This is a genomic window from Qipengyuania sp. SM2512 (assembly GCF_054954005.1).
The window spans coordinates 113,135-134,264 of the sequence record NZ_CM143134.1 but is presented as its reverse complement, the minus strand read 5'-3'; the positions used below and the strand labels follow the sequence as shown (position 1 = coordinate 134,264).

At 67.6% G+C, this 21,130-nt stretch carries 22 protein-coding genes; 14 read left to right on the top strand and 8 right to left on the bottom strand.

Annotated elements, in window-relative coordinates; translation table 11 throughout:
- Nucleotides 1-89 precede the first annotated feature (89 nt).
- The gene (locus ACQ5J0_RS00685) at nt 90-647 is read right to left on the bottom strand and encodes a type 1 glutamine amidotransferase domain-containing protein (RefSeq protein ID WP_462568612.1); all 558 of its coding nucleotides are present in this window, start codon (nt 645-647) and stop codon (nt 90-92) included.
- A gap of 225 nt (nt 648-872) precedes the next feature.
- Between ACQ5J0_RS00685 and parC the strand changes: the two genes are divergently transcribed.
- Nucleotides 873-3,164, top strand: coding sequence for a DNA topoisomerase IV subunit A (parC, locus tag ACQ5J0_RS00680; RefSeq protein WP_462568611.1), 2,292 nt, complete (start codon nt 873-875; stop codon nt 3,162-3,164).
- Here parC and ACQ5J0_RS00675 read toward each other — a convergent pair whose 3' ends face one another.
- The 5 genes from ACQ5J0_RS00675 to ACQ5J0_RS00655 all read right to left on the bottom strand — a co-directional run bounded on the left by ACQ5J0_RS00675 (nt 3,165) and on the right by ACQ5J0_RS00655 (nt 7,316).
- Complete coding sequence (locus ACQ5J0_RS00675; protein ID WP_462568610.1) at nt 3,165-4,340, bottom strand: CCA tRNA nucleotidyltransferase; 1,176 nt, start codon at nt 4,338-4,340, stop codon at nt 3,165-3,167.
- Nucleotides 4,337-4,942, bottom strand: a complete 606-nt coding sequence (locus ACQ5J0_RS00670; protein ID WP_462568609.1) for a CoA pyrophosphatase — start codon at nt 4,940-4,942, stop codon at nt 4,337-4,339. Before ACQ5J0_RS00670 ends, ACQ5J0_RS00675 begins: the two co-directional genes overlap by 4 nt.
- A complete protein-coding gene (locus ACQ5J0_RS00665; protein ID WP_462568608.1) occupies nt 4,939-5,487 on the bottom strand; it encodes a DUF1285 domain-containing protein in 549 nt (182 codons plus the stop codon). The genes ACQ5J0_RS00670 and ACQ5J0_RS00665 overlap by 4 nt, the downstream gene beginning before the upstream one ends.
- A 45-nt stretch (nt 5,488-5,532) precedes the next feature.
- Nucleotides 5,533-6,063: a GNAT family N-acetyltransferase gene (locus tag ACQ5J0_RS00660; RefSeq protein ID WP_462568607.1), complete on the bottom strand. Its 531-nt coding sequence runs from the start codon at nt 6,061-6,063 to the stop codon at nt 5,533-5,535.
- Between the two features lie 65 nt (nt 6,064-6,128).
- Nucleotides 6,129-7,316 (bottom strand): PQQ-dependent sugar dehydrogenase, encoded by a 1,188-nt coding sequence (locus tag ACQ5J0_RS00655; protein ID WP_462568606.1) that lies wholly within the window; start codon nt 7,314-7,316, stop codon nt 6,129-6,131.
- Here ACQ5J0_RS00655 and ACQ5J0_RS00650 point away from each other — a divergent pair.
- The 4 genes from ACQ5J0_RS00650 (at nt 7,300) to folP (ending at nt 11,392) form a co-directional block, all read left to right on the top strand.
- Nucleotides 7,300-7,941 (top strand): ribonuclease HII, encoded by a 642-nt coding sequence (locus tag ACQ5J0_RS00650; protein WP_462568605.1) that lies wholly within the window; start codon nt 7,300-7,302, stop codon nt 7,939-7,941. The genes ACQ5J0_RS00655 and ACQ5J0_RS00650 overlap by 17 nt on opposite strands.
- The gene (locus ACQ5J0_RS00645; protein ID WP_462568604.1) at nt 7,938-8,861 is read left to right on the top strand and encodes an oxidoreductase; all 924 of its coding nucleotides are present in this window, start codon (nt 7,938-7,940) and stop codon (nt 8,859-8,861) included. The genes ACQ5J0_RS00650 and ACQ5J0_RS00645 overlap by 4 nt, the downstream gene beginning before the upstream one ends.
- A 211-nt stretch (nt 8,862-9,072) precedes the next feature.
- Entirely contained in the window at nt 9,073-10,221 is a 1,149-nt protein-coding gene (locus ACQ5J0_RS00640; RefSeq protein ID WP_462568603.1) for a DNA methyltransferase, read from the top strand.
- Between the two features lie 43 nt (nt 10,222-10,264).
- Nucleotides 10,265-11,392: a dihydropteroate synthase gene (folP, locus tag ACQ5J0_RS00635; RefSeq protein ID WP_462568602.1), complete on the top strand. Its 1,128-nt coding sequence runs from the start codon at nt 10,265-10,267 to the stop codon at nt 11,390-11,392.
- Nucleotides 11,393-11,398: 6 nt separating this feature from the next.
- Here the strand turns inward: folP and ACQ5J0_RS00630 are convergent, their stop codons facing one another.
- Together ACQ5J0_RS00630 and ACQ5J0_RS00625 are read right to left on the bottom strand one after the other, a co-directional pair.
- On the bottom strand, nt 11,399-12,178 hold the full coding sequence (locus tag ACQ5J0_RS00630; RefSeq protein ID WP_462568601.1) for an SDR family NAD(P)-dependent oxidoreductase: 780 nt from the start codon (nt 12,176-12,178) through the stop codon (nt 11,399-11,401).
- Nucleotides 12,179-12,244: 66 nt separating this feature from the next.
- Nucleotides 12,245-13,663 carry a sigma-54-dependent transcriptional regulator gene (locus tag ACQ5J0_RS00625; protein WP_462570147.1) on the bottom strand — a complete coding sequence of 473 codons (1,419 nt, stop codon included), beginning with the start codon at nt 13,661-13,663 and terminating at the stop codon, nt 12,245-12,247.
- Between the two features lie 167 nt (nt 13,664-13,830).
- Here ACQ5J0_RS00625 and ACQ5J0_RS00620 point away from each other — a divergent pair, with 167 nt between their 5' ends.
- The 9 genes from ACQ5J0_RS00620 to ACQ5J0_RS00580 all read left to right on the top strand — a co-directional run bounded on the left by ACQ5J0_RS00620 (nt 13,831) and on the right by ACQ5J0_RS00580 (nt 21,123).
- Complete coding sequence (locus ACQ5J0_RS00620; protein WP_462568600.1) at nt 13,831-13,956, top strand: hypothetical protein; 126 nt, start codon at nt 13,831-13,833, stop codon at nt 13,954-13,956.
- Between the two features lie 10 nt (nt 13,957-13,966).
- Entirely contained in the window at nt 13,967-15,100 is a 1,134-nt protein-coding gene (locus ACQ5J0_RS00615; RefSeq protein WP_462568599.1) for an NAD(P) transhydrogenase subunit alpha, read from the top strand.
- A gap of 128 nt (nt 15,101-15,228) precedes the next feature.
- A complete protein-coding gene (locus ACQ5J0_RS00610) occupies nt 15,229-15,597 on the top strand; it encodes an endonuclease domain-containing protein (RefSeq protein ID WP_462568598.1) in 369 nt (122 codons plus the stop codon).
- Nucleotides 15,597-15,881 (top strand): proton-translocating transhydrogenase family protein, encoded by a 285-nt coding sequence (locus tag ACQ5J0_RS00605; protein ID WP_305929091.1) that lies wholly within the window; start codon nt 15,597-15,599, stop codon nt 15,879-15,881. Before ACQ5J0_RS00610 ends, ACQ5J0_RS00605 begins: the two co-directional genes overlap by 1 nt.
- 119 nt (nt 15,882-16,000) lie before the next feature.
- Entirely contained in the window at nt 16,001-17,455 is a 1,455-nt protein-coding gene (locus tag ACQ5J0_RS00600; protein ID WP_462570146.1) for an NAD(P)(+) transhydrogenase (Re/Si-specific) subunit beta, read from the top strand.
- A 4-nt stretch (nt 17,456-17,459) separates the two neighbouring features.
- Complete coding sequence (locus tag ACQ5J0_RS00595; protein WP_462568597.1) at nt 17,460-17,813, top strand: hypothetical protein; 354 nt, start codon at nt 17,460-17,462, stop codon at nt 17,811-17,813.
- Between the two features lie 60 nt (nt 17,814-17,873).
- Nucleotides 17,874-19,079 carry a parallel beta-helix domain-containing protein gene (locus ACQ5J0_RS00590; RefSeq protein ID WP_462568596.1) on the top strand — a complete coding sequence of 402 codons (1,206 nt, stop codon included), beginning with the start codon at nt 17,874-17,876 and terminating at the stop codon, nt 19,077-19,079.
- The gene (locus ACQ5J0_RS00585) at nt 19,076-20,086 is read left to right on the top strand and encodes an SO2930 family diheme c-type cytochrome (protein WP_462568595.1); all 1,011 of its coding nucleotides are present in this window, start codon (nt 19,076-19,078) and stop codon (nt 20,084-20,086) included. The genes ACQ5J0_RS00590 and ACQ5J0_RS00585 overlap by 4 nt, the downstream gene beginning before the upstream one ends.
- The gene (locus tag ACQ5J0_RS00580) at nt 20,083-21,123 is read left to right on the top strand and encodes an alpha/beta fold hydrolase (RefSeq protein ID WP_462568594.1); all 1,041 of its coding nucleotides are present in this window, start codon (nt 20,083-20,085) and stop codon (nt 21,121-21,123) included. Before ACQ5J0_RS00585 ends, ACQ5J0_RS00580 begins: the two co-directional genes overlap by 4 nt.
- Nucleotides 21,124-21,130 lie beyond the last annotated feature (7 nt).

Below are 21,130 nucleotides of genomic sequence, written 5' to 3'. Positions count from 1 at the left end.
CGGCTCAATGCGCAGGCTTGGCTTAGGGTCCGGGAACGAAAAAGCCCCCGCAGTCGGTGCGGGGGCTTCTTGCGTCCGATTTAATTGCCTCAGGCGGCTTCGAGTTCGCCGTCCTTCACGGTCTCGCCGACCGCTTCGATCAGCGCCTTGGAGAAGGCGGGGATGTCGTCGGGCTTGCGGCTGGTGATGATGTTGCCATCGATCGCCACTTCCTTGTCGACCACATTGGCGCCTGCGTTCTTGAGATCCGTGCGGATCGAGTTGTAGCTGGTCGCAGTCTTGCCTTCGATCACTCCGGCCTCGATCAGCAGCCACGGCGCGTGGCAGATCGCCGCGATCGGCTTGCCCGCCGCGTTGAATTCGCGGACGATCGCGACGGCACGCTCGTTGGCGCGGAGCAGGTCGGGGTTGATCTGGCCGCCGGGGATCATCAGTGCGTCGTAGCCTTCGCAGTTCGACACCTCGTCGACGGTCTTATCGACGCTGACGCTCTGGCCCCAATCGTCCTTGTCCCAGCCCTTGATCGAGCCGCTTTCGAGGCTGACCACGGTGGTCTTAATGCCGGCCTTTTCGAGATTGGCCTTGGGCTTCATCAGCTCGGACTGTTCAAAGCCGTTGGTGGCGAGGATCATCACGTGCTTGGTCATGGGTAACTCCTTGATTTGCTGTTACCCGGTCAACGTATGGGGAAAGCCTGCCGTTCCCCGTTGGTAGCCAGGGCGTGGCGGTGATAGGGCGGGGCGACTGGAATCATTTCCGCCCATCCTCTGGAGCCGCGGCGCCGTCGATCCGGCGTCGCCAAGGTGCTCCGAATAACCGTCCTGCGGCCACCGGCTTCGGGTCCCCGAGCGGATGAGCGGGTAGGAATATAGATGGCGAAGACCGACACGACCGAACCCCACCCGATCGACGCGATCGTCGACACGCCGTTCGATTCCGCGCTGTCCGAGCGCTATCTGGTCTATGCGCTCTCGACCATCACCGCGCGCTCGCTGCCCGACCTGCGCGATGGGCTCAAGCCGGTCCATCGCCGGCTGCTGTGGGCGATGCGGCAGTTGAAGCTCAACCCCACCGACGCCTTTAAGAAGAGCGCGCGCGTGGTCGGCGACGTGATCGGCAAATACCACCCCCACGGCGATGCCAGCGTCTACGACGCTATGGTCCGGCTCGCGCAGGATTTCGCGCTGCGCTACCCGCTGGTCGAGGGGCAGGGGAACTTCGGCAATATCGACGGCGATAACGCCGCCGCCTATCGCTACACCGAAGCCCGCATGACCCGCACCGCGGTGCGGCTGATGGAGGGCCTCGACGAAGGCACGGTCGATTTCGTCCCCACCTACAATGGCGAGGAGCAGGAGCCGGAGATCTTTCCCGGGCTGTTCCCCAATCTGCTCGCCAACGGTTCGAGCGGGATTGCGGTGGGCATGGCGACCAATATCCCCAGCCATAATGTCGCCGAAGTGGTGGATGCCACGCTCGAGCTGATCGACAACCCGCATGTTGAGCATGCGCGGCTGATGGAGCTGTTCCACGGACCGGACTTCGCAACCGGCGGGCTGGTGGTCGACGGGCCCGAGGTGATCGCTCAGGCCTACGAGACCGGGCGTGGAAGTTTCCGCGTGCGCGGGCGTTTCCATGCCGCCGAGGCCGAGAAGCAGGCGGATCGCGACGCCGGGATCGAGCGGCTCGGCTCCGGGCAGTGGCAGCTGGTGGTCAGCGAGATCCCCTATCAGGTCCAGAAGGGCAAGCTGATCGAGCAGATCGCGCAGGCGATCGCCGATCGCAAGCTGCCGATCCTCGAGGATGTTCGCGACGAGAGCGACGAGCAGATCCGGCTGGTGCTGGTCCCGCGCAGCCGCAACGTCGATCCCGAGCTGCTCAAGGAATCGCTCTACAAGCTGACCGATCTCGAAACCCGTTTCGGGCTCAACCTCAACGTCCTCGACGCCACGCGCACCCCGATGGTGATGGGGCTGAAGGAGTTGCTGGGCAATTGGGTCGCCAGCCAGATCGAGATCCTCCAGCGCCGCAGCCTCCACCGGCTCGAGCAGATCGCGCGCCGGCTGGAACTGGTCGAGGGCTATATCATCGCCTTCCTCAATCTCGACCGGGTGATCGAGATCATCCGCACCGAGGACGAGCCCAAGCCGGTCATGATGGCCGAGTTCGGCCTGACCGACCGGCAGGCCGAGGCGATCCTCAACATGCGGCTGCGATCTTTGCGCAAGCTGGAGGAAATGCAGCTGCGCCAGGAAAAGGACACGCTGCTCAAGGAGAAGGACGAGCTCGACAGGCTGCTCGCCTCGCCCGCGCGCCAGCGCACGCGATTGAAGCGCGAACTGGCCGATCTGCGCAAGGAATACGGGCCCGAGACGCCGCTTGGCCGCCGCCGCACCAGCATCGAGGAGGCCGCGCCGACGGTCGAGTTCAGCATGGATGCGATGATCGAGAAGGAGCCGATCACGGTTATCCTGTCGCAGCGCGGCTGGGTGCGCGGCGCGCGTGGGCATGTCCCGCTCGACCAGGAGTTCAAGTTCAAGGAAGGCGACGGCCCGGCCTTCGCGGTGCATGCGCAGACCACCGACAAGCTGCTGCTCGCCGCGGACAACGGAAGGTTCTTCACGCTGGGCGCGGACAAATTGCCCGGTGCGCGCGGTTTCGGCGAACCCTTGCGCAACACGCTCGACATCGACACCGAGGCGCAGATCGTCGCCATGGTGCTGCATTCTCCCGACCAGCGGCTGCTGCTTGCGGCGAGCACGGGCAAGGGCTTCGCGGCCGCGACCGCGGACTTGCTCGCCGAGACCCGCAAGGGGCGGCAGGTCGTCAATCTCAAGGGCGATGCCAAGCTCGCGGTGGTCCGCCCGATCGCGAGCACCGACGATCATGTCGCGGTGGTCGGCGACAACCGCAAGCTGGTGGTGTTCAACCTCGAGGAACTGCCCGACATGGCGCGCGGGCAGGGCGTCCAGCTGCAGCGCTATCGCGACGGCGGAATGGCCGATGCGCGCACCTTCCGACTCGAAGACGGGCTTAGCTGGGCGATGGGCGGCGAGAGCGGCCGCACCCGCACCGAGCAGGAAATGTGGCAGTGGAAGGTCGCGCGCGGCGGGGCCGGGCGGATGCCGCCGCAGGGCTTCCCGCGCGACAACCGGTTCAGTTGATCAGCGCGCGCTAAGCTCGGCTTCGAGCAGAGCGTCGATCCGCTCGGGACCCGGAAAGCCTTCCGCGACCCAGCGGTTCTCGACCGCGCGCATGATCCGCGCGACCTCGGGGCCCGCCGCCACGCCGCGCGCGATGATGCTTCCGCCCTTGAGCGGGAATTGCGGGACGTCCCAATCCGCGAATTCGCCGAGTGACCGGCCCGACAGCAAAAGCCGGTCGCGCGCGCAGGCGAGCCCCTCGCGATAGGCGAGGGCGCGCGGGTCGGCGGCATCCTCCTCCCTGCGTTCAGCCGCGCAGACCAGCCGCGCGCGCTGGGCGCGCGACAGCCGCAGGCGCACTGCCACCGCTTCGGCTAGCGCGCGCACCGGCGGGATCAGCGCCGCGAGCCGGCGGATGGCGTCGGGGTGCGCATGCTGCGCCTGTTCATGCGCCACCAGCGCGACCAGACAGGCGCGTTCGGCGGCGCGGGCTTCGGGCAGGATCACCGCGAGCACGCCGCAATCCTGCATCAGCGCGAGGGTCGGGTCCGGATCGGGCAGGCCGAGGATGGCGAGCAGTTCCATCGCCACGCGCTCGCGGCTGAGTTCTTTGAGCGTTCCCGCCAGATTGCGGCAGGCGGCGAGCGCTTCCTCGTCGAGCGCATCGCCGAAGCGCGCCTGGAAACGGAAGTAGCGCAGGATCCGCAAGTGATCCTCGCGGATGCGCTGCGCGGCGTCGCCGATGAAGCGCACCCGCCGCGCCGCCAGATCGTCGAGCCCGCCGAAATAGTCGGCGATCTCGAGCGTCTCGGGATGCACATAGAGCGCGTTGATGGTGAAATCGCGCCGCGCCGCATCCTCGCGCCAGTCTGCGGCGAAGGCGACGGTCGCGCGGCGCCCGTCGGTCGAAACGTCGTGGCGCAGCGTCGTCACCTCGACCGGACCATCATCGAGCAGCGCCGTGACCGTCCCGTGATCGATCCCGGTGGGCACGGTGCGGATGCCCGCCTCGCGGCACAGCGCGATGACGCGTTCGGGGCGATGCGTCGTCGCGGCGTCGATATCCTTGGCGCTGCCGCCGAGCAGCGTGTCGCGCACCGCGCCCCCGACCCAGCGCAGGTGTTCCGCCCCCAGCGCCGCCACCAGCTCGGCAAGATCCTCGCGCCGCGTCCACTCCGCTTCGGGCAAACGCGTCATCGCTCAGCCTCCATCCAGGCCAGTCGGCGCGAGAGATTGTAGCAGATCGCCGCGGTCACGCCCCAGATGCGATAGCCGGAATGCTCGATCTCGAGATATTGGCGCTCGGCTCCCTTCCAGAACACCGAATTGCGCCGCCAGTTGCGGTCGTTCATCAGCAGCGACAGCGGCGCCTCGAACCAGCTCTCGACCTCGCGATCGCAGGCCACCAGCGGCAGGTCGGGCGGGATCACGCCGAGCACGGGAGTGATGTCGAAGCCGGTGCCGGTCTGATAGCGGTCGGTGGTGCCGATCAGCCGCACCGATTGTGGATCGAGCGCCAGTTCCTCCTGCGCCTCGCGCAGCGCGCCCGCGACCGCATCCTCTCCGGTCTCCAGCTTGCCGCCGGGAAAGGCGACCTGTCCGGGGTGATCGCGCATCGTGGTGGGGCGCTGGGTGAGCAGCACGCCCGGCTCGTCGGCGCGGTCGGTTACCGCGATCAGCACCGCGGCATCGGCAGTGCGCCCGACATCGGCGAAACGCACGTCGGACATCAGATCGCCCAATTCCTGCGCATGGCCCTGTTCGAACAGCGCCTGTAGTCGGTCGAACAGCGCGCTCATGCAGGCAGCAGCGAGTAGGTTTCGCCCCGGCTGGTCACGGTCCAGTCGTCGCCGCGCGCGAGCGCGATCTGCGCCAATTGCTCGTAGGTCGAACGGTTGAGCCGCGCCTCGCAGCCGCGCCGCACATGGCAGTAGATCGCGGGCGCCTCGCGGTTGCCCTCGGCGCGCAGCGCGTGGTCGGGGCCGACGATCACCAGTTCGTCGGTGTTGAGCCGCAGCGCGATCCCGTCATCGACCAAGCGGCAGTCGGTGGCGATGAAGGCGGCGTCCTCGACCGCGATCGAGAGCTTCTGCACCGGGGTGACCAGCCAGTAGATACCCGCCTCGTCGCGTGTCAGCAGGCCGGCGAAGGCGCGGACCATCGCCTGACGCCGGATCTTGCCGCCATCGTGATACCAGGTGCCATCGGCGGCGATCCGCATTGCGCTGTCGCCTTCGTTCGCCGGGTCCCACTCCTCGACCGGGGGGAGCTTGCGCTGCGCGACCTGTTCGGCGATCTCGGCAAGACCGAGCGAGGCGAGTTCGGGGGGCGGATCGTAGGGCATGGTGATGGCTTTACATGGCTGCGGGGCAGGGATGGCAGAGCGCGGCTAGTTCGCCAAGGCCGCGCGCGCTTCCTCGCTCCAGGGGCCGAGCATGCCCTCGTGTGGCAGGACGCCCGGATTGTCCGTGCGAACCAGCAGCCGCGCCGGGTCCCACGGACCGGGACAGTGCCACGATCGCGTAGGCGCCGCGGTAAAGCCCCACGCGCCGTAATAGGCCTCGTCCCCGATCAGCACCTGCGGCAGCGCGGCGCGCGGATCGATCGCGCCCAGCGCAGCGGTGATCAGAGCCTTGCCATAGCCTTCGCCCTGGCGCCCGGGCATTACTGCCACCGGGCCGACCATCAGCATCGGGTGCGGGCGTCCCCTGGGATCGGTCAGCGCGACCGGCCAGATCTGGATCGTGCCGGTGAGGTAATCCTCCTCGTCGAGCACCGCGAAGCTCAAGGCCTCGAGCCACTCGGTGCCTTCGCGCATGCGATAGGCGGTGCGCGCATGGCGGTCTTCGCCGAATGCGGCGTCGAGCAATTGCTCAATCAGCGCGGGTTCGACCGCGGTCAGGGGAATCAGCGTGGCCATGGGCGGCGCGGACTAGGACGCGGACAAGGGCAAGTCGATAGCAATCCTCCTGCCCGAGCGACGGCTCAGCCCGGCGTCAGCCGCAAGAGCCGCGCGTCGTCGCCGTCTTCGAGCACCCAGAGCGCGCCGTCGGGCCCTTGAATGACCGAGCGGATCCGCTCGCCCAGCTCGTAGCGGGCGACCTCGCGCGCGGTTTCTCCCTCCACCTCGACGCGGACGAGCCCCTGCGTCACCAGTCCCGAGATGATCGCATCGCCATCCCAGCCTGCGAACAGATCGCCGTCGTAGAACACGAAATTGCCGGGGGCAATGACCGGAGTCCAGCTCACCACCGGCTTGACGAAACCATCGTCCGGGCTGTGGTCGGGAATGTCGGACCCGTCGTAATTCACCCCATTCGATCGCACCGGCCAGCCGTAGTTCTCGCCGCGCTGCACCAGATTGAGCTCGTCGCCTCCCCTGGGTCCGTGCTCGATCTCCCAAAGGCGACCGCTGTCGTCGAAATCCATGCCGAGGATGTTGCGGTGGCCCCAGCTCCAGATCTCGTCGCTGGCCCCGGCGCGATCGGCGAGGGGGTTGCCGGGCGCGGGCGTGCCATCGGGGTTGAGCCGGACGATCGTGCCCAGCGTGTTGCCGGTGTCCTGCGCCGGGGTCATCTTCTGGCGGTCGCCGCTGGCGACGAACAGGTAACGCTCGTCGGGGCCGAATTCGATGCGGTGCGAGTAATGGCCGCGACCGGTGACCTTGGGGGCCTGGCGCCAGATCACCGAAAGGTCCTCGATGGTGCACGACGTCGGCTGAGCGCAGACCATCTGTCCGCGCCCGACCACCGCGCCGCGGGTATCGCCTTCGCCCGCCTCGGCCCAGCTCAGATAGATCGTGCGCGTGCCGAGGCTGGCGGAGGCCTCGCTGTCCAGAAAGGCGATATCGCCCAGACCGCCCTGGCCGCCGTAATCGACCTGCGGAGCGCCGGTGATGGTGATCGCCTGCCGCGTCTCGGTGTCGATCGCGTGCAGTTCGCCCGGCTTGGTGGTGAGCACCAGCACCGAGGTGCCGGGAACGAAGGCGGAGGCCCATGGCTCGTCGAAGGTTCCAAAGCTCTCGATCGCGAATTCGCCGTCGAATTCGCCGCCAGAATTTGCGCCCGCAACGGGAGTCGATTGGGCGGCGGTATCCCCGCTCGCCGCGTTCCCGCAGCTTGCAGCAAGCAGCAGGGGCGATAGGGTGGCGGCGAGGATGGATGCTTTGGTCATGATGTGTGCAACTCCCGACAAAGGCCTTGGTGCCGCCCCGCTGATCGTCGGCGTGGACGAAGCGGGACGCGGCCCGCTGGCTGGCCCCGTTGTGGCGGCGGCGGTGGTGCTGTGCAAGCCTTGCCCCGAAGGGCTCGACGATTCCAAGAAGCTCTCCCGCGCCCGGCGGGCGGCGCTCGAGCCGCAGATCCAGAGCTGCTGCGCCTGGGGGCTGGGGGTGGTCGAGCCCGAGGAGATCGACCGGCTCAACATCTTCGGGGCGACCATGCTGGCGATGACGCTCGCGGTGGCGCGGCTGGTCGAGGCGCTCGCCTGCGCACCCGACAGCGTGCTGATCGACGGCAATCTGACGCCGCATGGCCGCTGCGAAGGATGGCGCTGGCCCGCGCGCGCGATCGTCGGCGGCGACGCGCTAGAGCCCTGCATCTCCGCCGCCTCGATCCTCGCCAAGGAGTATCGCGACCGTCTGATGCGCGAGGCGGCGCACTCGCATCCGCATTACGGCTGGGAACGCAACGCCGGCTACGGAACGCCCGAGCACCTTGCTGCATTGAAGACGCACGGGCCGAGCCCGCTGCACCGCCGCAGCTTCGCTCCGGTCGCGCAAGTGGAGATGTTCGCGTGAGTTTCGCTTTTTCCGATATTCCCGACCAGACCGGCAAGACCGCCATCGTTACCGGCGCCAACACCGGCATCGGTTTCGCCATCGCCGAAGGGCTGGCGCGCAAGGGCGCCCGCGTGCTCCTCGCCTGCCGCGACGCCGACAAGGCGCAAGAGGCGCAGGAGCGGCTGGCATCGGGTCACGAGCGGGCGGACACCGAATTCCTGCCGCTGGATCTGGCGAACATCGCTTCGGTCCGCGACGCCGCCGAGAAGGCCGGCGAAGAGGAGCGGATAGACATTCTGGTCAACAATGCCGGGGTGATGATGCCGCCGCTGTCGCACGCGCCGGGCGGCAGCGAACTGCAATTCGCGGTCAATCATCTCGGCCATTTCGCCTTCACCAGCCTGTTGCTCGACAAGCTGGCGGCGGATGGCGGGGCGCGGGTCGTGAGCCAGAGCAGCCTCGCCCATCGCGGCGCCGAAATCGATTTCGACAATCTCGACGCGGCCAAGGGCTACGGACGAACCAAGTTCTACGGTCAGAGCAAGCTCGCCAATCTGCTGTTCGCGCTGGAGCTGGATCGGCGCCTGCGCGCGACCAACTCGCCGGTCGTCTCGATCGCCTGTCATCCCGGCATCGCCCAGACCGAGCTGACCCGGCATCTGGGGGTGGTCGGCGACCTCTTCGGATCGCTGGTCGGACTGGTGCTCAACAGCAGCGAGCAAGGCGCGCTGCCGGCACTGCAAGCGGCTACCGACCCCGAGGCGAAGGGCGGCGACTATTACGGACCCTACGGCCTGCGCGAAATGAGTGGCCGGACTTCGGGGCGCGCGATCGCCAGCAAGACCGCGCGCGATCCGCAGCTGGCGCAGCGGCTGTGGGAGAAGTCGATCGAGCTCACCGGTATTGATCCCGGGCTGGAGCCAGCGCCCGCCGATTGAGCTGGGGAAATATCTCTGGCGGGCGAGTCTCCTGGGCCACACCACTTCATCTGGAGTCAGGAAAACACCAGCAGACTCAACATCTAGTGGCGGACTCTTTTCGTTCCTTCGTAGCTAACCCGGAATTAACCATAGCCCTCTAGAACTCCGGCCTTGACCTGACGGCGGCTTGGATTCACCCTGTGGATAACTGCAGATGGGGGAATATGACATGGGGGTCCTCGAGGCCGAAATGACGCGCGTCAAATCGCGTGGGGTGGCCGTCGAAGCGCCGCGAGCGGCGTCGCCGCAATTGCCCTTGGGGCAGATCCTCGACGGCGATTGCGTCGAGCGGCTGCGCGAATTGCCGACCGCTTCGGTCGATCTGGTCTTCGCCGATCCGCCCTACAATCTCCAGCTCGGCGGCGATCTCAACCGGCCCGATGGCAGCCAGGTCGATGCGGTCACCGATGATTGGGACAAATTCGCCAGCTTCCGGACCTACGACGATTTTACAAAGGCCTGGCTGAGCGAGTGCAAACGGGTCCTCAAGCCCGACGGCGCGCTGTGGGTGATCGGCAGCTATCACAACATCTACCGCGTCGGGGCGATCCTGCAGGATCTGGGGTTCTGGATCCTCAACGACATCGTCTGGCGCAAGACGAATCCGATGCCCAATTTCAAGGGCACCCGCTTCACCAATGCGCATGAGACGCTGCTGTGGTGCAGTCAGGGCGAGAAGGCCAAGTACCACTTCAACTACCGCGCGATGAAGACATTGAACGACGAGCTGCAGATGCGCAGCGACTGGGTGCTGCCGATCTGCAGCGGCGGCGAGCGATTGAAGGAGGGCGGCACCAAGGTCCACCCGACTCAGAAGCCCGAATCGCTGCTCTACCGGGTGCTGCTGGCGACCACCGAGCGCGGCGACGTGGTGCTCGATCCCTTCTTCGGCACCGGCACCACCGGCGCGGTCGCGACGAGGCTGGGCCGCGACTGGATCGGCTGCGAGCGCGAGGCACCCTACCGCGATGCGGCGCGCAAGCGGATCGCCAAGGAACTTCCGCTCGACGAAAGCGCGCTCGCCACGATGCAGAGCCGCCGCGATGCGCCGCGGGTGGCCTTCGGCGCGCTGGTCGAGAACGGCCTGATCCCGCCGGGTACGCAATTGTTCGATCGCAAGCGCCGCTGGACCGCGGTGGTCCGCGCCGACGGCTCGCTGGCATACGAGAAGCAGACCGGTTCGATCCACGGGCTGGGCAAGGATCTGCAGGGCGCGCCCAGCTGCAACGGCTGGAGCTTCTGGCACTACGACAAGGGCGGCGAGGTGACCCCGATCGACGCGGCGCGGCAACTGTACCTGCTGGCGACCGAGGATTGATCGCCCACTCTCGCCTGAACCAAGCCATCGAGGGTTCCAGACCATGACCGACCGCATCTACATCCGCCCGATCGGTTTCGTACCCGGGCCGCAGAGCGAGCATGGCAATGCGATCCGGCTCTCCGGGGGGATGACCTATGCCAGTCGTTTCGCGGTGATCCTGCGGCGCGGCGAGGGCGAGGGCGGCGAGGTGGTCGAGCGCTGGCTTGCCTCGCCCGATACGATTCCCGAGGTGCTCGGCCAGCTCCCCGACAGCCTCGGCGCCGAAGCCGAGGCGCAATGGGCCAATCTCACCCTCGCGCATCCACCGCTCGCGCTGGGCTCGCGCACCATCCGGCTCGACCAGCCTCAGGTGATGGCGATCCTCAACGTCACCCCCGACAGTTTTTCCGATGGCGGGCGCTTCCTCGACGACCGCGCGGCGGGGCGGGACCACGCCGCGGCGATGGTCGAGGCGGGCGCGGCGCTGCTCGATATCGGCGGCGAGAGCACGCGGCCGGGCGCGCCGGTGCTGTGGGAGGGGGACGAGATCGCACGCGTGGTCCCCGCTATCGAGGCTTGCGCGGCCATGGGCGCGGCGATCAGCATCGACACCCGCAAGGCTGCGGTGATGGAGGCTGCGCTCGATGCCGGGGCGCATATGGTCAACGATGTCTCCGGCCTGGCGCACGATCCGCGCAGCCTCGAAGTGGTGGCGGAGCGCGGCTGCCCGGTTGTGCTGATGCATGCGCCCGGCGCGGCGGGCGACGATCTCCACGCCGGGAGCGGTTACGGCGACACGGTGTTCGACGTGTTCGACGCGCTGCGCGCGCGCCGCGATGCCGCGCTGGCGGCGGGGATCGCACCGGCGAAAATCCTGCTCGATCCGGGCATCGGTTTCGGCAAGTCGCTGGCCGACAACACCGCGCTGATCAACGCGCTGCCGCTGTTCCACGCGCTTGGCCATCCGCTGCTGCTGGGCGCCAGCCGCAAGCGGATGATCGGGGCGCTGTCGAACGAGGCACCGGTCGCGAACCGGCTGGGCGGCAGCCTCGCGCTGGCGCTGGCGGGAATGAATGCCGGCGTGCAGGTGCTGCGCGTCCACGATGCGGCGGAGACCGTCCAGGCGCGCAACGTATGGCGCGGCCTGCGCGACGCGGCGCTGACCGATTTCTCCGATCTGCCGGGCTGACCCGGTCTAGCCGGGAGACGCCGCCGAACCGGCGAGCAGCCCGCCATCCAGTGTGAGCTCGGTCCCGGTCATGTAGGCGCTCTTGCTGCTCGCGAGAAAGACCGCCAGCGCGGCGACTTCCTCGACCGTGCCGAACCTTTTGAGCGGCGTATCGGCGACCAGCGCCGCCATCCGTGCCTCGCGCTCGGGTCCGTCACCCAGCATTGGCTCCCAGATCGCGGTCAGGATCGCGGCGGGATGGATCGAGTTGCAGCGGATCCGCCAGCCCTGCTGGGCCGCATAGAGCGCAACCGATTTGCTGTGGTTGCGGATCGCAGCCTTGGACGCCGCATAGGCGGCGGCACCGGGAATGCCGACGAGGCCGGAGCGTGACGAGATGTTGATGATCGAGCCTTCGCCGCGCGCCTTCATCGCGCGCAGGGCATAGCGGCAACCAAGGAAAGTCCCGTCGCAATTGACCGCCTGCACTGCGCGCCAGTCGGCCAGCGAGGCGTGTTCGGGATCGTGCGGCCCGGGCGAGAATTCGAAACCGGTCACTCCCGCATTGTTGACCATCGTGTCGATCTGCGGCGCATGCTCGGCCAGCGCCTCCCAATCCGCTTCTTCGCGGACATCGAGTTCGAGGAATTCGCAGCCGATTTCGTCGGCGGCGGCTTGCCCGGCGACTGCATCGATATCGGTGAGGATGACCCGCGCGCCCTCGGCGGCGAAAGCGGCACAGATCGCCTTGCCGATGCCGCTGGCGGCACCGGTGACGACGCAGAGTTTGTCGTTTAATTCAGACATTGCCGTACCTCCAAGCCAAGCCAAGATTAGCCAAGCGGTGCGGAACTGTCGATCCGGTCCACCAGATCAGGCAGCGTTGTCGATCCCGAGGTCGCCGAGCTTGCGGTAGAGCGTCGAGCGACCGATCCCGAGGCGGCGCGCCACCTCGGTCATCCGCCCGCGGTAATGGCCGATGGCGAGGCGGATCACGTCGGCCTCGATTTCCTCGAGCGCGCGCAGATTGCCGTCGTTGGTGTAGAGCATGACCGCCAGTCCCCGCTGCCGGCTTTCGGCGCGATCATCCATCGCGCCGAGCAGTTCGGAGAGCTGGGGGAAGCTCTCGGCGGTCAGCGATTCGCCGTCGCAGAACACTGCCGCGCGGAACAGCACCGCCTGCAGCTGGCGGACATTGCCCGGCCAGTCGTAGACCTCGAGCAGGTTGAGCCCGCTGTCGGCGATCGAGTGATGGCGCAGGCCCGGCTGTTCGCCGATCAGGCTGAGGAAATAGCGTGTCAGCGCCGGGATGTCGCCCGCGCGCTCGCGCAGCGGCGGCAATTCGACCAGCGTCCCGTTGAGGCGCTTGTAGAGTTCGGGATCGAACTCGCCCGTCTTGACCAGCGCCGCCAGCGGCAGATCGCTCGCCGCCATGATCCGGACATCGATCTTGAAGCCGTGACTCGCACCGGTGGGGCGGACCACTCCGGTCGAAAGCACTTCGGCCAGCCGCGCTTGCAAGGCGGGCTCGAGCCGGTCGATCTCGTCGAGCAGCAGCGTGCCGGCATCGCATTGCTGGAGCGCGCCGACCTGGCGGTCGAAGGCGCCCGGGAAGGCACCTTGCTCATGTCCGAACAGCAGCGACTCGATCGATCCGGCCGAGGTCCCGCCGATCGAGATCATCCGCATCGGCGCCTTGGCGCGCGGGCTGGAGGTGAGCATCGCCCGCATGAGCATTTCCTTGCCCGTCCCGGTCTCGCCCTCGACGATCACATGGCCGTGTCCGCGCGCCGCGGTGGCGGCCTTGGCCAGGGCGGTGCGGAAGGGCGGAGCGCTGCCGACCATCGCGTCGAAATCGAGCGTGGCGGGCATCTTCTCCGCGAGCGGCTGCAGTTCGGCCTTGGGCGCTTCGGCGCGGGTGGCGCTGCGCAGCGTGGAGAGCAGCCGCTCGGGCGCGACCGGCTTGATGAGATAGTCGGTGGCACCCGCACGCATCGCCTCGACCGCCAGCAGCGGGGAAGCGCTGGCGGTGATCATGAGCACCGGCACGGCAGGTCGGCTGGACTTGAGCGCACGGATCAGGTCGCAGGCATCCTCGCCCGGAACCCACTGGTCGAGCAGGATCGCGGCCAGATCGTTGCATTCGGGTGTTGCGAGCAGATCGAGCGCTTCTTCGGCGGAACCCGCGACAAGCGTGCGCCAGCCCTCGCGCGCCGCGAGCGCGGTGACGAGGCGGCTTTGCGCCGGCTCGTCGTCGATCAGCATCAGGAGGCGCGTTTCGCTCTCCACCATAACCGTTTCCGCCCAATTCATGCGCGCCGGAAAGCCCGGCGGAAAAGCAGGCTTAGGCGAAATGGGTAAAAAGCGGATTAAGGGTGATCCGGGCCGGGCGGGGCTTGAGCGCGCGCACGGCTCGGGATAGAGCGGGAAGAACGCAATCATCCAAGCCGGGGACATACATGGCTTCGCCGCACGACATAACCAAGGCCACCAAGACCTACGATCGCTTCATCGGCAGTCTCAAATGGATCGTTCCGCTGCTCGCGGTCGTGACGCTCGTCATTGTCATTCTGATCGCGGAATGATCGCCGCCTAGTGCGCATCGCGGTCCTCAAGGAACGCGCGGCTGGCGAACACCGCGTCGCCGCAACGCCCGAGACGGTGAAGAAATTCATCGCCCTGGGTGCCATAGTCGCGATCGAGGAAGGCGCCGGGGAAGGCGCCTCCATTCCCGACGCCGCCTATCGTGATGCGGGGGCCGAGGTGACCACCGGACCGCAGGCGGTCGCCGGCGCGGACATCGTGCTCGGCGTGCAGGCACCCGATCCGCTGGCTTTGGCCGGCGCCAGCCCGGGTGCCTGGGTGGCGGCGACCTTTGATCCCTTCGGAGCGCGCGAGCGGGTCGATGCCTATGCGAGTGCCGGTTTCGAAGCGTTGGCGATGGAATTCATGCCGCGGATCACCCGCGCGCAGAGCATGGATGTGCTCTCGAGCCAGTCCAATCTCGCGGGTTACAAGGCGGTGATCGCCAGCGCCGACACCTATGGCCGCGCCTTCCCGATGATGATGACCGCCGCCGGTACGGTGCAGGCCGCGCGCGTGTTCGTGATGGGTGTCGGCGTCGCGGGGCTGCAGGCGATCGCCACCGCCAAAAGGCTGGGCGCGCAGGTCAGCGCCACCGATGTTCGCTCGGCGACGAGGGAACAGATCCAGTCGCTTGGCGCCAAGCCGATCTTCGTCGAGAATGTGGTCGGCATTGAGGGCGAAGGCTCGGGCGGCTATGCCACCGAGATGAGCGAAGAGTACCAGGCGGCGCAGGCCGAACTGGTGTCGAGCCATATCGCGAAGCAGGACATCGTCATCACGACGGCCTTGATTCCGGGCCGCGCTGCGCCCCGGCTCGTCACCGACGCGCAGATCGCCAGCATGAAGCCCGGCAGCGTGATCTTCGACCTCGCGGTGGCGCAGGGAGATGAAACCGGCGGCAATGTCGAGGGCAGCAGGCCCGACGAAGTGGTCGAGAAGCACGGCGTCAAGATCATCGGCTATGCGAACACCGCAGGCCATCTCGCCGCCGACGCCAGCGCGCTCTATTCGCGCAACCTCTACAATTTTCTCAGCGCATTCTGGGACGCAGAGCAGGGCAAGCCGGTGCTCGACGAGGAAATCGGTGATGCGGTGCGGCTGACACAGGGCGGCAGAGTGGTGAACGCGAGGCTGATGGAGTGAGCCGGGGGAGCGCTCCCGAAATCCTCCCCCCTTGGGGGAGGTGGCAGCGCGCAGCGCTGACGGAGGGGGACTGAATGGAAGACCATTCCTCCAAGGCTCTCCAGCGAGCAAGAAAGCTGCGGTCGACCATGAGCCTTCCCGAGGTGCTGCTATGGAACCGCCTTCGCGGCAATCCGATGGGGGTGAAATTCCGCAAGCAGCACCCGCTCGGCGATTACGTGATCGATTTCTTCTGCGCATCCAGGCGCATCGCAGTCGAGATCGACGGAATTGCGCATGACCAGGGCGACCGACCGTTGCGAGACAGCAGGCGCGATGCCTGGCTGCGCCAGCAGAGCGTCGAAGTGCTCCGGATTCCGGCAGCCGAGGTGCTGCGAGACGTCGCCGCCGTCGCAGATGCCATCGTCTGCTATTGCGCGGATGCGCCCCCACCGTCAGCCGCTGCCGCGGCTGCCACCTCCCCCAGAGGGGGAGGATTTCCCGGAGTGACCCGCTAGTGGACTTCATATCGATCCTGTCGATCTTCGTGCTGGCCTGCTTCGTCGGCTATTACGTCGTCTGGTCGGTCACTCCGGCGCTGCACACGCCGTTGATGGCGGTGACCAATGCGATTTCCTCGGTGATCATCGTCGGCGCGCTGATCGCGGCGGCGGAGGCGGGGAGTCCGGCGGCGAAATGGCTGGGGCTGGCGGGGGTGGTGCTGGCGAGCGTCAACATCTTCGGCGGCTTCGCGGTCACCGAGCGGATGCTGGCGATGTACCGGAAGAAGGAGAAGAAGTGATGGAACGCTTCCTCACCACTCTTCGTCACCCCGGCCCCCGAGCCGGGGTCCAGCTTGTTTCGAGCGCAACGCGCAAACCAGCTGGACCCCGGATCAAGTCCGGGGTGACGCTATTTCTGCTGGCTGCATTCAGTGCCACACCCGCGCACGCAGCAAGCGGAGAGCCCGTGAACCCGTGGGTCGCGCTCGCCTATCTTGTCGCCGGCATCTTCTTCATCCTCGCGCTGCGCGGCCTGTCCTCGCCCGCGACCAGCCGGACGGGCAACCGCTTCGGCATGGCGGGGATGCTGATCGCGGTGGTGACGACGCTGGTCACGCACGACGTCGCCAACCTTTTCGAGATCGCCATCGCCATCGCTCTCGGCGGGCTGATCGGCTTCCTGATCGCCCGCCGTATCGCCATGACCGCGATGCCGGAACTGGTGGCGGCGTTCCACTCGCTCGTGGGCCTCGCGGCGGTGCTGGTTGGGTGGGCGGCCTATCTCAACCCCGCGGCCTTCGGCCTGCTGATGCCCGATGGCGGTATCGGTGCGGTGAGCAAGATCGAGATGGGATTGGGCATCGCCATCGGGGCGATCACCTTCTCGGGTTCGGTCATCGCTTTCCTCAAGCTGTCTGGGCGGATGAGCGGATCGCCGATCCTGCTGCCCGCGCGTCATGTCATCAACCTCGCCACGCTGGCGGCGATCGTGGTGCTGACCGCGCTGTTCGCGATGGCCGAGCCCGCGCAGACCATGCCGTTGATCGTCGGGCTGACGGTGCTTGCCTTCGTGATCGGCTTCCTGCTGATCGTCCCGATCGGCGGGGCGGACATGCCGGTCGTGGTCTCGATGCTGAACAGCTATTCGGGCTGGGCGGCCGCCGCGATGGGCTTCACGCTGGGCAATACCGCGATGATCGTCACCGGCGCGCTGGTCGGTTCGTCGGGCGCCATCCTCAGCTACATCATGTGCCGGGCGATGAACCGCAGCTTCCTCTCGGTGATCGCGGGCGGTTTCGGCGCGGATAGCAGTGCCTCAGGCGGCGGCGAGGCGCGCGAGCAGCGCCCCTACAAGCAGGGCAGCGCGGCCGATGCCGCCTTCATGCTCGAGCAGGCCGAGAAGGTCATCATCATCCCCGGCTACGGCATGGCGGTGGCGCAGGCGCAGCACGCCTTGCGCGAGATGGGCGACGTGCTGAAGGAGAAGGGGGTCGAGGTCAAATACGCCATCCACCCGGTCGCGGGGCGCATGCCCGGCCATATGAACGTGCTGCTGGCCGAGGCCAACGTCCCCTATGACGAGGTGTTCGAGCTCGAGGACATCAATTCGGAATTCGCGCAGGCCGATGTCGCCTTCATCATCGGCGCCAACGATGTGGTCAACCCGGCGGCCAAGACCGACAAGAGCTCCCCCATCTACGGCATGCCGGTGTTCGATGTCGGCAACGCCAAGCAGGTGTTCTTCATCAAGCGCAGCATGGGCGGGGTCGGCTATGCCGGGGTCGACAACGACGTCTTCTACATGGACCAGACCATGATGCTGTTGTCCGACGCCAAGAAGATGGTCGAGGAAATCGTCAAGGCGATGGACTGATCCGATGCGCCGCACGCTTCTCGTCATCCTCGTCCTCGCGCTCGTCGGTCTCGGCCTGTGGGGCTATTTCGGCGGCGTCGAGGAGGTCACGCAGCGCCGGGTAGAAGCGGCGCTGGTCGATGCGGGGGTGCCGCAGGAGCAGGCGGCTTGCATGGCCACGCGGATGACCGAGCGGCTGACGCTGAACCAGTTGCGCAAGCTCGAGCGTCTGAGCGCGCAGGAGGGGGAGACCGCCACCCCGCTCTCGCCGGGCGGGATACTCGCGCGCGTGCGCCGGGTCGACGATCCCGAAGCGGTCGAAGTCACCGCGACCGCCGCCGCGATCTGCGCGCTGGGTTTCGGCGGGCGCGCACAATAGGTCGCGCTTGCATTCCCTCTCCCTTGCGGCACTATGCCGAAAAAAAAGGGAGAGACTGCCATGATCCGAGTAACGATCGCCGCGCTCGCGCTGGCTTCCACCGCCCCCGTGCTGGCTGCCACCCACACCATCGCGCCGGGCGAGGGTGCGCAGGAGCGGTTGCAGGAAGCGCTGATCCTCGCCGAGCCGGGCGACGAGATCGTGCTCGAGGCGGGCCGTTTCGCCATGGCCGATGGGCTCAGCCTGGATGTCGACAACGTCACCGTCCGCGGCGCGGGGATGCACGCCAGCGTGCTCGATTTCACCGGCCAGCAGGGCTCGGGCGAGGGGCTGCTGGTGACCTCGGACGGCGTCACGCTGCGCGATTTCGGGGTCGAGAACCCCAAGGGCGACGGGATCAAGTCCAAGGGCGCCGACGATATCGTCTATCACGCAGTGCGCGTCACCTGGACCGGCGGGCCGAAAGCCACCAACGGCGCCTATGGGCTCTACCCGGTCGAGAGCACCAATATCCTGATCGACTCCAGCGAGGTCTCTGGCGCCTCGGACGCCGGCATCTATGTCGGGCAGTCGAGCCGGATCACCGTGCGAAACTCGGTCGCCACCGACAATGTCGCCGGGATCGAGATCGAGAACAGCCGGGACGCCGAGGTCGAGCGCAATTTCGTCAGCCGCAACACCGGCGGCATCCTGGTGTTCGACCTGCCCGATCTCCCGGTGATGGGCGGCGGCAACGTGCTGGTGCGCGACAACCTCGTCGCCGCCAACACCACCGCCAATTTCGCGCCCGAGGGCAATATCGTCGCCAGCGTGCGGCGCGGCACCGGGATCATGGTGATGGCCAACGACAACGTCTGGGTCGGCGAGAACCTGCTCTACGACAATCCGACCGCGCCGATCATGGTGATCGCCTATCCGCTGGCGTTCGACGATCCCGACTACGATCCCTATCCGCGCAACGTTACGGTCGCCTGGAACCGGATCGACGAGGGCGGCACCGATCCGCAGATCGACGGCGCCGAACAATTGCTGGCCGCGTTAGGGGGCGCCTTGCCGCCGGTGATGTGGGACGGTCTGACCGGCGACGCGGCGGCCACCACGCTGACGGTCCACCCGGATATCGCCGGCTGGACGCTCAACCTCACCGAGCAGGGCCAGGGCATGGCCAACGCCCGGCCGGGTCCGCTCGCTGTCGGCGCGCCCGGCGAACCGCTCGCAACCGAGGGCTGGGGAGCCGGCGCGGAGCTGGAGGCGCGGCTCAAGTGAGACCCGCGGCGATCCTGCTCGGGGCCGCCGCGCTGGCGCTGGCGGGCAGCATCGCCCTGCATCCCGGGCGCGGTGCGGCGGAGCCGGTCATGGCGGTGAGCGATGCCGCGGTGCTGGACGGAATGCCCGCCATGCTCGCCGAATACGGATTCTTCACCGATGCGGCCGCACAGGTGCCCGCTGCGGGCGTCACTCCCTATCGGCTCAACACCCCACTCTATTCCGACGGGGCGGACAAGCTGCGCTTCGTCTATGTGCCCGTGGGGCAGCGGCTCACCGCGGACGGCGAAGGGCTGCTGCGCTTCCCGGTCGGTACCGCGCTGATCAAGACCTTCGCCTTTGGCGAGGGGGCGCAGCGGCGGCTGATCGAGACCCGCGTGCTGCTCCACCGCAGCGAGGGCTGGGTGGCGCTGCCCTATCGCTGGAACGACGAGCAAACCGCGGCAGAGCTGGCGCTGGCGGGCGGACGGACGCAGGTCGTCACGCCCGAGGGAGAGACGATCAGCTATCGCATCCCGAACAAGAACCAGTGCAAGGAGTGCCACGGGCTCGAGGGCGCGGTGGTGCCGATCGGACCCAAAACGCGCAATTTGGACGCAGGCTGGCTTGAGGCGGTGGTCGGCACAGTGCCCGAGGGCGCGGACACCATGCCGCGCTGGGAAACTCACTCGCAGGCGCCCGCCGAAGCCGCGGCGCGCGCCTATCTCGACGTCAATTGCGCGCATTGCCACCGCCCCGGCGCGACGGCCTCGAACAGCGGGCTCGACCTGCGCTGGGAGCAGCGCGATCCGCAAACCTTCGGAGTGTTCAAGCGCCCGGTAGCGGCTGGGCGCGGTTCGGGTGGGCTCGAGTTCGGCATCGTCCCCGGCGAGCCGCAGGCCTCGATCCTGGTCCACCGGATGGACAGCACCGAGCCCGGCGTCGCGATGCCCGAGCTCGGCAAATCGACCGTGGACCGCGAGGGGCTGGGCGTGGTCGCGCGCTGGATCGAGGGGATGGCGCAATGAAATGGCTCTGGCGCGGGCTCGCGCTGCTGGTCGTGGCGATTGCGGGGGCGTTTCTCATTTTTCGCGTTCCCGATACCGACCCCGCAGAGATGCGCGCCAAATACGGCGGGCCGCCATCGCAGTTCGTCGAACTGGCCGACGGCTGCAGCGTGCACCTGCGCGACGAGGGGCCGCGCGATGCGCCCGCCATCGTGCTGCTCCACGGCTCCAATGCCGATCTGCACACCTGGCAGCCCTGGGTCGAGGATCTGCGCGGCGACTACCGCGTGATCCGCTACGACCAGCGCGGCCACGGCCTCACCGGCCCCGCACCCGATGGCGACTACCGGCGCGAAGCCTTCGTCGCCGATGTCGAGCGGGTCGCCGAGGAGCTCGGGCTCGGGCGCTTCGTGCTGGCGGGCAATTCGATGGGCGGGGCGGTCGCGATGGGTTACGCCATGGCCCATCCCGAACGGCTCGACGGGCTGGTGCTGGTCGATGCCGGCGGGGTTCCGATGGACCACCGCGACGAGAGGAAGGCGTCCGAGGCGCAAGACGAAGAAGCCGGCGGCAATCTGCTTTTCACGCTCGCCCGCCTGCCGGGGATCAACGCGCTGGTCGCCTCGATCACCCCGCGCTCGCTGATCGAGCGGAGCCTGTCGCAGAGCGTCTCCAACCAAGCGGTGGTCACCCCGGCGGCGGTCGATCGCTATTGGGAACTGCTGCGCTACCCCGGCAATCGTGCGGCGACGCTGGATCGCTTCGCCCTCCCGCGCGAGGAATATGCGCGCGCCGATGTCGCCCGCGTCGCCGTCCCGACGCTGGTGATGTGGGGCGAGGAGGACGCGCTGATCCCCTTTTCCGCGGCGCATTGGTACAGCGACGCGCTCGCCGACGCCGAACTGGTGCATTATCCCGGGATCGGCCATTTGCCGATGGAGGAGGCTCCCGAACGCAGCGCGGCGGATCTGAGAGCATGGCTGGCCGAGCGCTCGCTCGTCGGCGCCACGCAGCTTGCTGTGGACAGAACGGCGCCGCCCCTTGCCGGAACCCGGTGAAACCATA

Bases quoted from the DNA above. Each gene is read 5' to 3' on its own strand.
- ACQ5J0_RS00675 (WP_462568610.1), bottom strand. From the start codon at position 4,340: ATGACGCGTTTGCCCGAAGCGGAGTGGACGCGGCGCGAGGATCTTGCC.
- ACQ5J0_RS00650 (WP_462568605.1), top strand. From the start codon at position 7,300: ATGGATGCTTTGGTCATGATGTGTGCAACTCCCGACAAAGGCCTTGGT.
- ACQ5J0_RS00580 (WP_462568594.1), top strand. From the start codon at position 20,083: ATGAAATGGCTCTGGCGCGGGCTCGCGCTGCTGGTCGTGGCGATTGCG.
- ACQ5J0_RS00685 (WP_462568612.1), bottom strand. From the start codon at position 647: ATGACCAAGCACGTGATGATCCTCGCCACCAACGGCTTTGAACAGTCC.
- ACQ5J0_RS00640 (WP_462568603.1), top strand. From the start codon at position 9,073: ATGGGGGTCCTCGAGGCCGAAATGACGCGCGTCAAATCGCGTGGGGTG.
- folP (WP_462568602.1), top strand. From the start codon at position 10,265: ATGACCGACCGCATCTACATCCGCCCGATCGGTTTCGTACCCGGGCCG.
- ACQ5J0_RS00595 (WP_462568597.1), top strand. From the start codon at position 17,460: ATGCGCCGCACGCTTCTCGTCATCCTCGTCCTCGCGCTCGTCGGTCTC.
- parC (WP_462568611.1), top strand. From the start codon at position 873: ATGGCGAAGACCGACACGACCGAACCCCACCCGATCGACGCGATCGTC.
- ACQ5J0_RS00665 (WP_462568608.1), bottom strand. From the start codon at position 5,487: ATGCCCTACGATCCGCCCCCCGAACTCGCCTCGCTCGGTCTTGCCGAG.
- ACQ5J0_RS00630 (WP_462568601.1), bottom strand. From the start codon at position 12,178: ATGTCTGAATTAAACGACAAACTCTGCGTCGTCACCGGTGCCGCCAGC.
- ACQ5J0_RS00610 (WP_462568598.1), top strand. From the start codon at position 15,229: ATGAGCCTTCCCGAGGTGCTGCTATGGAACCGCCTTCGCGGCAATCCG.
- ACQ5J0_RS00625 (WP_462570147.1), bottom strand. From the start codon at position 13,663: ATGGTGGAGAGCGAAACGCGCCTCCTGATGCTGATCGACGACGAGCCG.
- ACQ5J0_RS00660 (WP_462568607.1), bottom strand. From the start codon at position 6,063: ATGGCCACGCTGATTCCCCTGACCGCGGTCGAACCCGCGCTGATTGAG.
- ACQ5J0_RS00655 (WP_462568606.1), bottom strand. From the start codon at position 7,316: ATGACCAAAGCATCCATCCTCGCCGCCACCCTATCGCCCCTGCTGCTT.
- ACQ5J0_RS00590 (WP_462568596.1), top strand. From the start codon at position 17,874: ATGATCCGAGTAACGATCGCCGCGCTCGCGCTGGCTTCCACCGCCCCC.
- ACQ5J0_RS00670 (WP_462568609.1), bottom strand. From the start codon at position 4,942: ATGAGCGCGCTGTTCGACCGACTACAGGCGCTGTTCGAACAGGGCCAT.
- ACQ5J0_RS00620 (WP_462568600.1), top strand. From the start codon at position 13,831: ATGGCTTCGCCGCACGACATAACCAAGGCCACCAAGACCTACGATCGC.